Annotated in this window: 16 protein-coding genes and 1 tRNA gene; 7 read left to right on the plus strand and 10 right to left on the minus strand. The window is 35.3% G+C overall.

Going from position 1 to position 14,156, the window contains the following annotated elements:
• Positions 1 to 108: 108 nt before the first annotated feature.
• Together typA and R3E91_03965 are read left to right on the plus strand one after the other, a co-directional pair.
• Positions 109 to 1,890, plus strand: coding sequence for a translational GTPase TypA (gene typA / locus R3E91_03960; GenBank protein MEZ5315348.1), 1,782 nt, complete (start codon positions 109 to 111; stop codon positions 1,888 to 1,890).
• Positions 1,890 to 2,939, plus strand: coding sequence for a mechanosensitive ion channel family protein (locus R3E91_03965; GenBank protein MEZ5315349.1), 1,050 nt, complete (start codon positions 1,890 to 1,892; stop codon positions 2,937 to 2,939). The genes typA and R3E91_03965 overlap by 1 nt, the downstream gene beginning before the upstream one ends.
• A 15-nt stretch (positions 2,940 to 2,954) precedes the next feature.
• Here the strand turns inward: R3E91_03965 and waaF are convergent, their stop codons facing one another.
• Entirely contained in the window at positions 2,955 to 4,034 is a 1,080-nt protein-coding gene (gene waaF / locus R3E91_03970) for a lipopolysaccharide heptosyltransferase II (protein ID MEZ5315350.1), read from the minus strand.
• Between the two features lie 159 nt (positions 4,035 to 4,193).
• Here waaF and R3E91_03975 point away from each other — a divergent pair, with 159 nt between their 5' ends.
• The 5 genes from R3E91_03975 (at position 4,194) to R3E91_03995 (ending at position 8,798) form a co-directional block, all read left to right on the plus strand.
• On the plus strand, positions 4,194 to 5,969 hold the full coding sequence (locus R3E91_03975; GenBank protein ID MEZ5315351.1) for a hypothetical protein: 1,776 nt from the start codon (positions 4,194 to 4,196) through the stop codon (positions 5,967 to 5,969).
• Between the two features lie 92 nt (positions 5,970 to 6,061).
• Positions 6,062 to 6,571, plus strand: a complete 510-nt coding sequence (gene ruvC / locus R3E91_03980; protein MEZ5315352.1) for a crossover junction endodeoxyribonuclease RuvC — start codon at positions 6,062 to 6,064, stop codon at positions 6,569 to 6,571.
• Positions 6,556 to 7,134, plus strand: a complete 579-nt coding sequence (ruvA, locus tag R3E91_03985; GenBank protein MEZ5315353.1) for a Holliday junction branch migration protein RuvA — start codon at positions 6,556 to 6,558, stop codon at positions 7,132 to 7,134. Before ruvC ends, ruvA begins: the two co-directional genes overlap by 16 nt.
• 201 nt (positions 7,135 to 7,335) lie before the next feature.
• Positions 7,336 to 7,758: a nucleoside-diphosphate kinase gene (gene ndk / locus R3E91_03990; protein ID MEZ5315354.1), complete on the plus strand. Its 423-nt coding sequence runs from the start codon at positions 7,336 to 7,338 to the stop codon at positions 7,756 to 7,758.
• A gap of 455 nt (positions 7,759 to 8,213) precedes the next feature.
• Complete coding sequence (locus R3E91_03995; GenBank protein ID MEZ5315355.1) at positions 8,214 to 8,798, plus strand: aminodeoxychorismate/anthranilate synthase component II; 585 nt, start codon at positions 8,214 to 8,216, stop codon at positions 8,796 to 8,798.
• 44 nt (positions 8,799 to 8,842) lie between these two features.
• Here the strand turns inward: R3E91_03995 and lptB are convergent, their stop codons facing one another.
• The 9 genes from lptB to R3E91_04040 form a co-directional block, all read right to left on the minus strand.
• Positions 8,843 to 9,577: an LPS export ABC transporter ATP-binding protein gene (lptB, locus tag R3E91_04000; GenBank protein ID MEZ5315356.1), complete on the minus strand. Its 735-nt coding sequence runs from the start codon at positions 9,575 to 9,577 to the stop codon at positions 8,843 to 8,845.
• Positions 9,571 to 10,269, minus strand: a complete 699-nt coding sequence (locus tag R3E91_04005) for a hypothetical protein (GenBank protein ID MEZ5315357.1) — start codon at positions 10,267 to 10,269, stop codon at positions 9,571 to 9,573. The genes lptB and R3E91_04005 overlap by 7 nt, the downstream gene beginning before the upstream one ends.
• Positions 10,270 to 10,292: 23 nt before the next feature.
• Positions 10,293 to 10,871: a hypothetical protein gene (locus tag R3E91_04010; protein ID MEZ5315358.1), complete on the minus strand. Its 579-nt coding sequence runs from the start codon at positions 10,869 to 10,871 to the stop codon at positions 10,293 to 10,295.
• Positions 10,853 to 11,662 carry a 3-deoxy-8-phosphooctulonate synthase gene (gene kdsA, locus R3E91_04015; GenBank protein ID MEZ5315359.1) on the minus strand — a complete coding sequence of 270 codons (810 nt, stop codon included), beginning with the start codon at positions 11,660 to 11,662 and terminating at the stop codon, positions 10,853 to 10,855. Before kdsA ends, R3E91_04010 begins: the two co-directional genes overlap by 19 nt.
• On the minus strand, positions 11,644 to 12,138 hold the full coding sequence (gene folK / locus R3E91_04020; GenBank protein ID MEZ5315360.1) for a 2-amino-4-hydroxy-6-hydroxymethyldihydropteridine diphosphokinase: 495 nt from the start codon (positions 12,136 to 12,138) through the stop codon (positions 11,644 to 11,646). Before folK ends, kdsA begins: the two co-directional genes overlap by 19 nt.
• A gap of 45 nt (positions 12,139 to 12,183) precedes the next feature.
• Positions 12,184 to 12,256, minus strand: a tRNA-Arg gene (locus R3E91_04025).
• Positions 12,257 to 12,527: 271 nt separating this feature from the next.
• On the minus strand, positions 12,528 to 12,758 hold the full coding sequence (locus R3E91_04030; GenBank protein MEZ5315361.1) for a KH domain-containing protein: 231 nt from the start codon (positions 12,756 to 12,758) through the stop codon (positions 12,528 to 12,530).
• A gap of 195 nt (positions 12,759 to 12,953) precedes the next feature.
• Positions 12,954 to 13,874 (minus strand): RluA family pseudouridine synthase, encoded by a 921-nt coding sequence (locus tag R3E91_04035; protein MEZ5315362.1) that lies wholly within the window; start codon positions 13,872 to 13,874, stop codon positions 12,954 to 12,956.
• Positions 13,843 to 14,151, minus strand: a complete 309-nt coding sequence (locus R3E91_04040; protein ID MEZ5315363.1) for a hypothetical protein — start codon at positions 14,149 to 14,151, stop codon at positions 13,843 to 13,845. The genes R3E91_04035 and R3E91_04040 overlap by 32 nt, the downstream gene beginning before the upstream one ends.
• Between the last annotated feature and the right edge of the window lie 5 nt (positions 14,152 to 14,156).

A 14,156-nucleotide genomic window follows, 5' to 3' on the forward strand; every position in this document is an offset into this window, starting at 1 on the left:
GTTAAAAAATAAATTCAGATTTGTCAGAAAATAAAAATTCTTATTTTTTTTCTTCGAACTAATTTTCTTTTCTATATAATGCTTATTATAAATTTATATTTCCTTTTTATGAATTCAAAATTTAGAAACATTGCGATTATAGCTCATATTGATCATGGGAAAACCACTCTCCTTGATGCTCTTTTAAAACAATCCAATCTCTTTCGGGAAAATCAGTCTATCCCCGATCGCATGATGGATTCTCATGATCAAGAGAGAGAAAGAGGCATTACTATTTTTGCAAAGCATACGAGCTTGATTTACCAAGATTATACTATCAATTTTATTGATACACCGGGCCATTCTGATTTTTCCGGTGAGGTTGAGAGGGTGCTTGGGATGGTGAGTTCCGTGCTTTTGCTAGTTGATGCACAAGATGGTCCAATGCCACAAACACGTTTTGTTTTATCAAAAGCTCTTAAAATGGGACTCTCTCCAATTGTTGTCATTAACAAAATTGATAGGGTAAATGCAGATCCTGATAAAGCTCTTAATCTTACTTTCGATTTGTTTGTAGAACTTGGTGCTAGCGATCAGCAGCTTGACTTTCGCTATTGCTATGCTTCTGCAATTGAAGGGTATGCATTCATGCATTTTGGAGATGCAAAAAAGAATATGTCTCCACTTTTTGATCTAATTGTTGAAGCAGTTGAGCCACCACAAGATGATCCAACAGCACCTTTTCTAATGCAAGCAATGACAATCGATTATGATCAGTTTGTTGGACGTCAGGCTACAGGTCGTATTTTAGGCGGAAAAATTACAAAAGGACAAAAAATTCTTTGGAATGGAAATCCTGCTACGATTACTCGTATAGAGGGGTATCGTGGAATGGAGAAGATTGAATTTGAAGAGGCCTTTGCTGGGGATATTGTCAGCTTATCTGGAATTCCTGATTTGATGTTAGGAGATACTCTTTGTGATCCAGCTCATCCAATCCAGTTACCTCCGATTAAAGTTGATGAACCCACTCTTTCGATTAATATTATGGTGAATAATGGTCCATTTGTTGGTCGTGATGGGAAAAATGTCACTTTTACGAAGATTAAAGAGCGATTGCTTAAAGAAAAAAAATCCAATATTGCCTTGCGTATTTTGGAAGGGACTGAGGAGATAACAGTTTGTGGAAGAGGAGAGTTACAACTGGCTGTACTTTTAGAGTCGATGCGTCGTGAAGGGATGGAAATGACTGTATCTCAGCCTAAAGTCATCACTAAAGAAATTGAAGGAGTAAAATATGAACCTATTGAGCGTGTTTATATTGAAACACCTGAAGAATATTCTGGAAATATCATCCAAGAACTTTCGAAAAGAAAAGGAGAAATGCAAGTTTTAAAAACCAATAAGAATGGAATCACTTCTATGGAGTTTCTGATCCCGACTCGAGGAACTATTGGGTATCGTAATGAATTTCTTACTGTCACAAGGGGATTAGGCATCATGACTTCTTTATTTGAGACATTTCAGCCATGGAAGGGGATGATTCCTAAAAGAACCAAAGGTGTTTTGATTTCAATCAATCAAGGAGTAGCTACTGGGTATGCCATTGGGCAACTCCAAAAGAGAGGGACTCTTTTTGTTAGTCCTGGAGATGAGGTTTATGAAGGAATGATCGTAGGTGAACACAGCCGAGAAAATGATCTTGTTGTGAACATTACCAAAGGAAAACAATTAACAAATATTCGTGCAGCTGGTTTAGACGAAAATATTTTAATCATACCTGCTAAAAAGCTCACCCTAGAAGAGGCAATTGATTTTATTGAAAACCATGAGCAGATTGAAATTACTCCTCATTTTTTGCGCTTGCGTAAAAAGCATCTTAAAGAAGTCGACAGAAAAAGGAAAGAATGATGGAAAGATATTTTTCTCACTGGATTTGGCAAGTTTTATTCGTAACGGCTAGTACTCTTCTGATTGCGGGGACTGAGAAATTTTTTATGCGACGGGTTCGTCGTCGTAAAATGAATAGCATGTGGCAAAGTATTTTCATCGATTCTTTAGAACCTCCTCTTCATGTACTTATTTGGTTGATAGGGATGACGTTTGCTGCACAGATTTTAGAAGTAGAGATAGATGCAAAAATTTTCAATCTCATCGAACCTACCTGGTATATTGGTCTAATTTCGCTCATTGCATGGTTTTTGATTCGTTTTGTTCAACGAATCGAAGAGAATATTTTAACTATTAGCTGTAAGGTTGATAAAACTACAGCTGATGCAATTGGAAAGATTTTACGGATTTCCATTCTTATTACTGCGACTCTTGTTACATTGCAAACCCTTGGAGTGAGTTTATCTGGTGTCTTAGCATTTGGAGGAATTGGAGGCATTGCGATTGGTTTTGCAGCTAAAGACCTTTTATCTAATTTTTTTGGAGGTTTTATGCTCTATCTTGATCGGCCTTTTTCTGTTGGAGATTTAATTTCCTTACAAGATCAACCTATTCAAGGGACTGTAGAATCTATTGGATGGAGATTAACACAGATTTTGAGTCTTGAGAAACGCCCTCTTTATGTTCCAAATCATATTTTTGCTACAGTCGCAATTGAAAACTTTTCACGTATGCGCAATCGACGAATCAAAGAGACAATTGGCATCCGTTATGCCGATGGGAATCAAGTGATTCCTATACTTAGAGAAATTCGTGAAATGTTTAAATTAAGTTCTGAGATTGATAAGAGTCAGATTTGTTTAGTTAACCTAGACGAGTTTGGTCCCTCCTCACTCAACCTTTTGATTCATCTTTTTACTAAAAAAACAAAATTAGAAGAGTTTCGAGCAGTAAAAGAAAATATTCTTTTGAAAATCCATGAAATTATCCTCTCTCATGGAGCTGAAATTGCTTTTCCGACTCAAACAATTCATCTTGTTGAATCAAAATCTTGCGATTGTAATGTCTAAATTTGCTCTTCTTAATTATTCTAAATAAGGGAGGAGTGCTTGGTACACTTCTTCAACGTTAATTTGTTTCATGCATCTAAAATCAATCGGACAGGTGCGTTTATAACAAGGAGAACAATCGACATGTTTATGAATAACTTCACCATGGTGATAAGGCCCAGTTACCATTTCATTGGTAGAGCCAAAAAGGGCAAGAAGAGGGGTTTTTAGAGCAGCTGCAATATGCATGGGTCCACTATCATTGGTTAAGAAAACTGTACATTTTTTGATAAGAGCCATAAGTTCGCGTAAAGAAGTCATACCAGCAAGGTTTATGACCTGAGGAGAAATGTTGTCACAAATTTTGTCTACAAAGGAAGTATTCCCCTGGTCACCAAAGCATATCACATAGATCTTGGGATCATGAACTAGTTTTTCAATGAGACTGCGAAACCGTGTAGGAAGCCAACACTTAGCTGGGCCATAGGCAGCATTAGGGTTAATGCCCACAATTTTACCTTCCCTAGGAATCCCACATTGTCTTAGAATTTCATCAGCAGTAGATTGCTCTTCTTCTGTGACAAAGAGTTTGGGTTGAGTCTTAGAAATTGGGATATCAATCACTGTGAGAAGGCGTTTATAGGTTTCCACAAGATGTTCTTTCCCTCGTTCTTTAGGGAAAGCGATCGCGTCGTTAAGGATAAAAGACCGCCAGTTTGAAGCAAATCCGATACGTCTTTTTACTCCTCCTCGCCAAAACCACCAAGCCGAAGAAAAAGAATTAGATAAAAGAATCCCAAGATCATATTTTCCTTGTCGTATTCTTTGAATGAGGTCACGGTTCATTGGGCGACGCAAGAATTCATGAGGGCGAGAGAAAGTAAACATTTCATCGATATGAGGATGACCAATCAAAAGAGGAGCAATTGTTCCCTGGCACATTGCTGTTATTTTGGCTTTAGGCCATTTTCTATCAACATCCGCAAGAATCGGAGTTGCCATGACTAGATCTCCAATCCAATTAGGCATACGTATGAGAATATTATCGAACTCCAATTTTTGATTTTTATCTTCTTTACCAGGGTCGCGGAAGGGAAGCTGCGTATACTCTTTCATAATACTAAGATGATTTCAATATTCCTTGATAATTAGCATAAGTTTTGTAAGGGTTCGATCAGCTGATTTGAGATGGGGTTTTTATAAAGACATGTTATGATTATTTTCCTTTATTCGCATTTGATTTATATACTGTTTTAGATAAGGAAGGAGCAAGATTTGGGAACAAGTGTCTATACAGAAGATGATTTAAAAAAAATCTTGAAAACTCTTTTTGCAGAAAAAAAGAGAGTAAAAGAGTTACAAAAACAGCTTGGGGAAAAGGGGTTGCAAAAAAAATTCCAGAATAAACTTGTCGATATTCATCACCTTGCGATGTCTGAAGAGTATACGGTACTTAGATCGGCTTATACTGCTAAAGATCATGAATGTCATGATTTGAGAAATAAGTTAGAAAAAGTACGCCCAGCTCTTAAAAAGCTAGTTGACACGTTACAAGAAACACGTCTTGAAATGGAGTCGTTAAAAGAGCAAAGAGAACATTCTTGGGATCAAATCTTTAAAGAGCGTTTTGAGAAGGTACAGGAACATGTTTCTCTGCTTGAAAAAGAACGAGAGAATTTTCTCTTTGAGAAAGAAAAATTAGAAAAAGATAAGCAAAAACTCGAAGAAGAAAAAACTCATTTACTCGAAGAAGAAAAAAACAATTTAGCTTATCGAGAACGCTTTCTTAAGCTAGAAGAGGATATGGATAGCCAAAAATTGTTATTCTCTAATCTTCAAAAAGAAAAAGAGATGGCTGAGATCGCTTTGGATGAAGCGAAAAGCATTCTTGTAGAAAAAGAACGAGAATTAGAAAGAGCTTGGGTTAGTGAACAAAAAGATACTACCCGATTTGAAACTGAAAGAAGTCGTCTTGTTGAAAGATTAGCTGAAGGTTTAAGCCAGATAAAAGATCAGACTGAGATTATTAAAGATCTACGCGATGAAAATGCGAATCTTCAAAGTAGATATCAAGATAGGGTAGAAAAACTCAAATATTGCGAAGAGCAAATCATACAATTAAAGGAAAAGGAAAAATCTTTAATTGAAATTTCAAAAGAAAATGGGGAATTAAAGGGTGATTTATCCAAATTAGAGGAAGAGTTTGAGCGTAAGCAACAAGAATTCTCTTCTCAAGTTAGCGATTGGTCCGCACGTGAAAAGCAAATCGAAGAAATGGAGAAAGAATTAATAAAAACTCGTATTCAACTGGAAGAAAGTGACTTAAATGTAGTTCGTGAGGAATACGAAGCAAAACTTGTTATTTCTCAAAAAGAGTATGAAAAGACATTAGATGATTTAAAGGCTAAGTATGAAGAGACAAAAGATAAGGTAACTACACTAAATGAAGAGCTGCATCATACTCTTGAAGATAAAGAAAAGTTACTTGAGAAATCCTATGTGAAAATGCGGGAATTATCTGCTAGACATGCGGATATGATCGAAGAGATTGGGACAGTTTCTAAGCGATTGGAAGAAAAAAAGCATGATTTGACTTGCCTTGAAAAAGAATATGATTTGACAAAAAGTGCATTGCATAAAGCAAAACTCGATTGTGAAAATTATAATGCTGAAATTCATAAAGCACAGCAACATCTTGGCAAGAAAGTCAAAGAATCCACTATTTTGCAGGATCTTTCTGAAAGACAAAAACATCAGATTGCTGAATTACAAAAAGTTTTAAATAAACAAGAAAATGAACTTGGACGCCTTCAAAATAGCCTAGACCTCCAGCAAATGCATGAGCAAAAACTCCAATCAATGGCTAATGAACGAACACAGGCAGCTGAATCTCTTGCTAAAGATTGGCAAGAAAAGTACCTGGTCCTTCAACAAGAATTACAAGAGAAAATTAACCGGCTATCTGAACTTCAGAAAATGCAAGAAAACTATGATCAAATGGTAGAGACTGTTTCTAGTTTAAAACAAATTTTAGGTAAACGTGGAGAATGAATCAGATTTAACTAGATCAATAAAATAGGTTTGTTTCTTAATAAAAGTTTCTAATGTACAATTCAATCTATTGAATTAATAAAATAAAGATAATGAGTGAAAAATCTAAGCTAATTCTTGGCATTGATCCTGGCACCTGTGTAACGGGTTATGGTCTTATTCGTATGGATGAGAGACGTTTTTTCTCTGTTGTAGATTATGGATCGATCTCTCCTCCTGCTGCTAAACCTCTTTCTTTTCGATACCGTGTGATTTATCAAGCAATTGAAGAATTGATCAATATACATCATCCTCAAGTAGTAGCAGTTGAAACTCAATATGTACATAAAAATCCTCAAAGTGCAATTAAGCTTGGCATGGCACGAGGCGTTGTCTTACTTGCAGCTGCTTTGCGAGATATTCCAATTTTCGAATATGCTCCTTCTCGTGCTAAAAGAGCTGTTGTAGGGAATGGAAATGCGAGTAAACAGCAAGTAGGTGGAATGGTGCAGCGCATTCTTTCTCTATCCGAGTTTCCTAAACCAGAAGATGCTGCTGACGCACTTGCCTTGGCCATTTGCCATGGTCAAACTTTAGGAAAAGAGACATGTATACCTATATAAAGGGAATTTTTGTTGAAACACTTCCAATAGGAGTGATCCTTGATGTGCAAGGCATTGGGTATCGCATTCTTCTTTCTTTTAAAGATTTAGGAAAGCTTCCAGCCATTGGTGAGGAGCTTCTTCTTCATACTTCTTTTATCGTCCGAGAACTTTCGCAAACGCTTTATGGTTTTTTATTAAAAGCAGAAAGAGACGTATTTGATAGCCTTATTACTGTCACAGGTATAGGACCAAAGACAGGATTAGCAATCATAGGGCATCTTTCTTTAGGTCAATTGAAAGAGGCTGTTGAATCTCACAATGCTGCTTGTTTAGCGAAGGTCCCTGGAATTGGGAAAATTACTGCTGAAAGGCTATTAATTGAGTTACAAGGACATTTTAAAAGCAAAATCTTTCCAAAAGAGATTGGTATGACAAATCAATTAAACGATGCTCTACAAGCGTTGATGCAACTTGGATATACACAGGTAGCAGCAGAAAAAGCTGTCAAAAGAGCTGCAAATAATCTGAAAAGCGATAGTGATCTTTCTACATTAATTTCCGCGGCTCTCAAATATCGTTAAAATCTCTTAATTTGGATTAGAGTCTTACAACTAAAACTTGCGAATTATAGACCTCACATTTTGACTTAGATTAAATAATTTTAGAGCGATTTTTTTATTAAGAAACTCGTCATCACCTATTTCAGATAATAAATTTATGGAACGATAATTTAAACATCTATAAAATCTCTTTCTCATCATCTATTTTTAAAGGAATAAGCTATGGAAGAACGAACGCTTTCAATTATTAAGCCTGATGGAGTAAGTAAAAATTTAATAGGAAAGATTTTAGACCGTTTTGAAAAAGCAAAACTTAAAATTGTTGGGGTAAAAATGCTCCGTATGAGTAAGGCATTGGGAGAGCAATTTTATGCAATTCATAAAAATCGCCCATTTTATCAAGAGCTTGTGACATTTATTAGCTCAGGTCCTATTTTAGTTTCAGTTTTGCAAGGTGAAAATGCGATTATGAAAAATCGTGACATTATGGGTGCAACTGACCCCAAAAAGGCTTTAATCGGAACAATCCGTGCAGATTTTGCTGATTCAATTGAAAAAAATATTGTCCATGGTTCTGATGGGATTGAGACTGCTGCTACTGAAATCGCTTTTTTCTTTAAACCAGAAGAAATTTATCCCTTCTAATAGATGAAAATTTGAATCGATTTGAATAAGTCAATTCCTATTCCTAAAATGCATTGTTCTCTTTGATGATGGAGTACTGAACTCCTAATTTTTTAGAAAGAAATTCCTCCATCTTTTGAAGACATTAGATGGTTATATGGAATTTATTAATTTGAAATTAGATTATTCCTCTTTACTACTGATCTTTTTAAAAAGAGAGCTTTGGATCGATTAAAACATAGCAGTTGAGCTTGATTAAGTAGGATTTTTTTACCTATCTGTCATACTATTTTATAGATTTTTAATCACCTAAGGATTAGGAATCTGCTTTTTTAAGAGAGCCCTATAATTCCATTTGTGTGTTTTGCCATTGGTTAGATAGCCTCTTTGCTATTCATGAATAAAACAAAGTTCATCATCTACTAAAATATGTAGTTTATGAGTGAAAAATTAGGGTCTTATCAATAAGATGATCGATGATTATAATTGATAACTACGATTCATTTACTTATAACATTTTACAATGTTTTTATATTCTTGGATATAAGTTTGATGTTGTTCGTAATAATCTTTTTTCCGTCGATCAAATATTAGATAGAAATCCACGTTTACTAGTTATTGGTCCTGGACCAGGAAATCCATTAGGAGCTGGGATATCCAAAAAACTGATTGAAATGTCTTCAGTCCCAGTCCTTGGGATTTGTTTAGGCCATCAAGCGATTGGAGAGGTATTTGGTGCTGAGGTAATTAGAGCTCCTCAGGTCATGCATGGTAAAACTTCATTGGTTTATCATGAAGGTGGAATTCTTTATCAAAATATTCCATCGCCCTTTGAAGCAACTCGTTATCATTCTTTAATCGTAAAAAATCTATCTAATAAGCTTGAATTAGAAGCATGGACAAGTTGTGGAGAAATTATGGGATTACGTCATAAGAAGAGGCCAATTTTTGGAATTCAGTTTCATCCAGAATCGATTGCAACAAAATATGGTTTAGAATTGCTAAAAAATTTTGTTGAAAAATTTGCTCCTCAAAAAGAGTCAATCAAGGAAATAGTGTAGAGAAAAAGTCATGAAGATAGTTGAAAAAATTCAAGAAGAGGCATTTACATTTTAAATGCTGAGCCAAAATATGTTAATTTTGCTTCTTGATTGTCGATAAGTTGATCGACTGTCCCAGAGAGGAAGACTTTCCCATGATCAATCAAATAACTACGATCGACTATTGAAAAGATTTCACGTGCATTATGATCAGTGATGAGGATACTAATTTTTTTCTTTGCAAGAAGGCGAATCATCTGCTGTACATCATAAATAGAAATGGGATCAATATTAGCAAATGGCTCATCAAGAAGAAGAAGAGAAGGATTGGTCACAAGTGCACGGGTGATTTCAAGGCGTCGACGTTCTCCTCCAGATAAGCTAAAAGCTTTTTGTTTTGCAAATTTTTCTAGTTGTAATTCATGCAGTAATTCTTCCAAGCGAGCGAATTTATTCTGTTTACTCATGGGTAAAATTTCGAGGATACAGAGAATATTCTCTTCTACTGTCAAATTACGGAAGACAGAGGGTTCTTGAGCAAGATAGCCGATTCCCATTTTTGCACGTTTATGGATAGGTTTTTTTGTAATATCCATCTCTTTAAAAAGAATCTTTCCTTTATCAGGAGCAATCAGACCCATAGCTATATAAAAAGCTGTTGTTTTGCCTGCTCCATTTGGTCCAAGAAGCCCCACAATTTCACCTTCTTGAACAGATAAAGAGAGCTTTGAAAGGATGATACGGTCACCATACTTTTTCTCAAGATTGTCTAGTTGAAGAAGAGGTTTTTGATTTACCATTTGAATTCCTCTTTGAGCTTTTTAAATTCTTCCTCTTGAAAGATAAAACGCACATCTCCCTCTCCTTGAATTGTATGTTTTCTTGTTTTGGGGTTTTGTAGAACATATAATCGAGGTGCTGAAATTTGAATTTTGTCTGCTTGATCAAAAAAAAGGACCTGTTGCTCATTATTTCCTTCAAGAATCATCAGCTCTTTATCAGGATAATACATGAGTGAATCAGCTAAGAGATATTGAGAATGATCTCTAAAAATGAGCTTCACATTGTTAATTAAATGAATTTTTCTTAGGCTAATCGATTTTTCTATTTCAATGTAATCGACAAATGCCTCATCAGCTGATACTTCTCCTTTTTCATCAAAATAGGTCACTTTTGATGATCCTGTAAAATGACCTGTCATTTTTATACAGTCAATAAAAGCAAAATCACAATTTAAATGACTTCCATTAGGAAATAAAATTTTAATATCTTGAGTAATTTCAATCGAAGAAAATTCAATTTTCCCTATTTTTTTTTTATCATACTTAAGTAGAGCTTTTTCTGTTGTAATTTTCCCCATCATATTTTCTACTGAGACCTGACCTATTAGAGTGATTATATTCCCATCATAGTACATTTCGTTTGATTCAACGATGATTTCATGTGCCCAAAGATTGAGTGGAAGTAGTAAGATGATAAACCAGTTTTTCATATTCCTTAGTGATTGAGCATAATTTAATTAAATTTGGCTTTGAAGGAATAGGCAGAAAAACTAAGGTTTTCTTTGAAGCCAATTTCGACTGTATCGGCACTTCCTACTATGAGAGGCATTTCTTTTTCCAAAGACAATAATTCCCTATTCCCTGGAAGATCATAATCCCATACCTCTGCTTCTTTACAGAGGAGTATTTGTTTTTTATAATTAAAAAAAGCTTCTTTAGCTTCAATTCTTTGGACATGTTGAGAGAATTTTCCTTTTTCTTCATCAAAAGATTTTTCTTGAATCCAGCACGTCACTCCATCGAGCTGTTCAGTGATCTCCAACCCATCTTCCTGATAAGAAAAGAGGAGTTTGGATAGATTACTTTTAATACGGATATAAAAAGATGAGTGATTTTGGTACCATATTTCTTTTAAAATCCCCTTGCCCCTTTGTTCAAAATCGCGAGGTAATGATGGTGTGGATCTGCTTTTAGCTAAAAGTTGAAGATAGATTTTTTGCTCTTTATTTGTGGTTTTAAGGATAAAAAAATCTATAAAAGCTATAGCTAATACAATAAAAAAGCTGAGGAGAATTAGGAATTTCTTACACATAGTTGTGTGGCTTGAAAAATCCGTAACCAGTGGTCCAGCAGATCTGGAAGATCGGAAAAAGGAATCATTAAAGCGGAATCACTTTTAGCATCAACTGGATCAGGATGAGATTCTGCATAGATCCCGTTAGCACCAGCTGCTAGAGCTGCTGCTGAGAGAGTTGGGATGAATTCTCTCTCTCCTCCTGATGTCTGTCCAAGGCTCCCAGGAAGCTGAACAGAATGGGTGGCATCATAAATGATAGGATAACCTAATTTTTGCATGATTGGAATTCCACGTAAATCACTGACAAGATTATTATAGCCAAAAGTTGTCCCACGTTCAGTAATCATAAGATGATGATTCCCTGTCGATGTAATTTTATTGACGACCTCTTTCATATCCCAAGGTGCCATAAATTGACCCTTTTTTACATTAATCATTGCTCCTGTATTTGCAGCAGCTAATAATAAATCAGTCTGACGAGATAAAAAAGCTGGAATTTGAAGGATATCACAAACTTCCGCTGCTTTAGAGGCCTCTTCAGGAGAATGAATATCCGTGAGAATGGGAACATGAAATTCTTCACGGATTTTTTTAAGAATTTTTAGACCTTTTTCAATCCCAGGTCCTCTAAATGAATTAATTGATGAGCGATTAGCTTTATCATAGCTTGCTTTAAAAATCAGCTGGATCTCTTTTGATCGAAAAAGATCAGTTAGAAACTCAGCACATTGCATTGTGTGTAACTCATTTTCAATGACACAAGGGCCACAAATCACGAAAAAGGAATCTAATGTAAATCCTGCCATACTTTTACCTGTTCTTTATGAGGATTAGAAAAATTTTCCAATAATTTTTTTACATTTATACCTAAAGGAAGTATTTCTGTGAGATCGGTCAATGGGGCCAGAACAAAGAGTCGTTGATGCCATTTTGGGTGTGGTAAAATTAAGCGATCAGAGTAACATAGTTTTTCTCCAAAAAATAGCAAGTCTAAATCAATTAAACGAGGAGCATTTTTTGGCTTTTTCTTTTTTCCTAATTGTATTTCAATTTTTTGCATCTCTTTCCAAAGCTCTTCTAGGGCAAGGTCACAAGAAAAACGACAGACGACATTTAAATAGTCTGGTTGAGGGTGAATAGAGACAGCAGTCGTACGATAGAAAAGAGAGGAAGTGAAATCAAAAATGGCTTTATTGCTTTTTAGCTGTTGAATTGCTAATTGCATTGCTTTAGGAGTATCTAAAAAATTTCCTCCCATTCCAATATAACAATTTTTAGTCATCGATAAAAAACATTTTTTATTTGTTAATCAGATACACTTTAAAAACGGACCGAGCAGGATTTGAACCTGCGACCACCCGCTTAGAAGGCGGGTGCTCTATCCGCTGAGCTATCGGTCCAATAGTAAAAAAATCAGGATTTTAAGATGTTCTTTCAAAAAAGCTATTCAAAATTGCTTAACTACACGAGTTTCTGTTTGGTAGTTTTTTTCGATATTGTGAGTTAATTGTAAAAATCCCTATTTTTTACTAACCTCTCCATCATTACCTGGCACAAAATCTGATAATGATAACAAAAAAGAAAGCACAATTCACGAAAAAAGAAAAAAACAATCCAATAAAACAATGAATCTTTCTTGAATTCTAGCTAGTTGCAATAAGATGAATGCGACTATTCTACAAGTTCTAAGTTGACTCGAATCCCATTCCGGCTCGCAACGGATATTAATAGGGTTCTGATTGCATTAATCGTTTTCCCTTGTTTTCCGATAATCTTACCGATATCAGACTTTTTAACTAAAAGTTCCAAGATTAGAGTTTGGGTCCCTCCGATCTCATTAATCTTTACTTCATCTGGATAGTCAACCAAATTTTTCACAATATAAGCTACAAAGTCTTTCATATATCTGAACCTATAACCATCGATATTTCCGCTTGTAATTTCAATACTACTATAATTTGATTTTATCGAGCTACAGAAAGATTATCTTGTTGTTGATTTTGTATTTACAATATCAGAAACCCTTAAGAATCTAAAAGAAATGCATATCCAGTTGAATTTTTAATCAGGTAGATTTTTATTCATAACTCTTGGTAGCTAGATGATTAATGAGAGATAAGAGGGGGAGATCAATTTAATAAATTTTTCCATGTCATGAGGAATAGGTGCTTTAAGATGGATCTCTTTTTGATGAATAGGATGGGTAAAAAAAATTTCATGAGCATGGAGCATTTGTCGATACACTTTGTTTTTTTGATTTATTGAAGAGATTCCGTAAATGGGATCTCCTAGAATTGGAGTTCCGACCATTTTTAAATGTACACGAATCTGATGAGTACGTCCTGTCTGAGGCTGAAGACGGACAAGGCTGAAAAATGAGTTATAGGCGAGACTCTTACAATCTGTTAAGGCTTCACGTCCTTTTTCTTGAAGAACAGCCATTTCTTTTCGTTTCACTGGGTGACGACCAATATTGCCTTTAATCAGGCGATTGCCTGGATTTCCAATGCAAATAGCAAGGTATTCTTTCTTGATTTGTCGATTTGCAAACATTTGAACAAGAAGCTGTTGCGTATAAGTATTTTTAGCAGCAATAAGAATTCCAGAAGTGTCTTTATCAAGACGATGTACAATTCCAGGACGTAACCCTTGATCTTTAACGAGATTTTTGCAGTGATAAAGCAGTGCATGAACAAAAGTTCCTGACCAATTTCCCACAGCAGGATGAACTACCATTCCTGCTGGTTTGTTAATTGCAATCAAGTGATCATCTTCAAAGAGGATTTCAAGAGGAATTGCCTCAGGTTCAATGCGAATCTCGGGTGTTACGATAAATTCAATCTCAATTTCATCTCCTTCTTTAAGTTTAGCCCCTTTTTTTAAAATCAATCCATTTACGAGTATTAGATTCTGTTGAATCAGATATTGAAAATATTGACGAGAATACTGAGGGAACCGGATGGAAAGTAGCTTATCAAGGCGCAGCTTAGCTTCTGTTTCTTTCACATAAATCGTCATTTATGCACATTAACATAGGAGGATTCTGAGAAAAAGGATATTGTGGAGCTAATCTTTTTAAAAGACTCAGGAGATGAATTTCAAGATCTTCGAGTTCGTTGATTGTCATGGCAGAAGGAACCAGTTTGCCTAAATAGCGTTGTTTATCATAGACAAGATCAATAAGATATTTTTCTCCTTTTGTGAAAAAGAAAAAAAGTTGAGGATGGCTTTTAGAAATGATTTCTTCAAATGAAGAATCAAGAGGAAACCCTAAAAAAAGTTGCACATTGAACATGAAAC

This window comes from Chlamydiales bacterium (assembly GCA_041395025.1).
Lineage (GTDB): Bacteria > Chlamydiota > Chlamydiia > Chlamydiales > JAAKFR01 > JAJACP01.

What these genes read in the sequence shown, in the direction of transcription:
- ndk (MEZ5315354.1), top strand. Translation starts at nt 7,336, where the DNA reads ATGGAAGAACGAACGCTTTCAATTATTAAGCCTGATGGAGTAAGTAAA.
- R3E91_04040 (MEZ5315363.1), bottom strand. Translation starts at nt 14,151, where the DNA reads ATGTTCAATGTGCAACTTTTTTTAGGGTTTCCTCTTGATTCTTCATTT.
- typA (MEZ5315348.1), top strand. Translation starts at nt 109, where the DNA reads ATGAATTCAAAATTTAGAAACATTGCGATTATAGCTCATATTGATCAT.
- R3E91_04005 (MEZ5315357.1), bottom strand. Translation starts at nt 10,269, where the DNA reads ATGAAAAACTGGTTTATCATCTTACTACTTCCACTCAATCTTTGGGCA.
- lptB (MEZ5315356.1), bottom strand. Translation starts at nt 9,577, where the DNA reads ATGGTAAATCAAAAACCTCTTCTTCAACTAGACAATCTTGAGAAAAAG.
- waaF (MEZ5315350.1), bottom strand. Translation starts at nt 4,034, where the DNA reads ATGAAAGAGTATACGCAGCTTCCCTTCCGCGACCCTGGTAAAGAAGAT.
- kdsA (MEZ5315359.1), bottom strand. Translation starts at nt 11,662, where the DNA reads ATGGCAGGATTTACATTAGATTCCTTTTTCGTGATTTGTGGCCCTTGT.
- ruvA (MEZ5315353.1), top strand. Translation starts at nt 6,556, where the DNA reads ATGTATACCTATATAAAGGGAATTTTTGTTGAAACACTTCCAATAGGA.
- R3E91_03965 (MEZ5315349.1), top strand. Translation starts at nt 1,890, where the DNA reads ATGGAAAGATATTTTTCTCACTGGATTTGGCAAGTTTTATTCGTAACG.
- R3E91_04010 (MEZ5315358.1), bottom strand. Translation starts at nt 10,871, where the DNA reads ATGTGTAAGAAATTCCTAATTCTCCTCAGCTTTTTTATTGTATTAGCT.
- R3E91_03995 (MEZ5315355.1), top strand. Translation starts at nt 8,214, where the DNA reads ATGATTATAATTGATAACTACGATTCATTTACTTATAACATTTTACAA.
- R3E91_04035 (MEZ5315362.1), bottom strand. Translation starts at nt 13,874, where the DNA reads ATGACGATTTATGTGAAAGAAACAGAAGCTAAGCTGCGCCTTGATAAG.
- R3E91_04030 (MEZ5315361.1), bottom strand. Translation starts at nt 12,758, where the DNA reads ATGAAAGACTTTGTAGCTTATATTGTGAAAAATTTGGTTGACTATCCA.
- ruvC (MEZ5315352.1), top strand. Translation starts at nt 6,062, where the DNA reads ATGAGTGAAAAATCTAAGCTAATTCTTGGCATTGATCCTGGCACCTGT.
- folK (MEZ5315360.1), bottom strand. Translation starts at nt 12,138, where the DNA reads ATGACTAAAAATTGTTATATTGGAATGGGAGGAAATTTTTTAGATACT.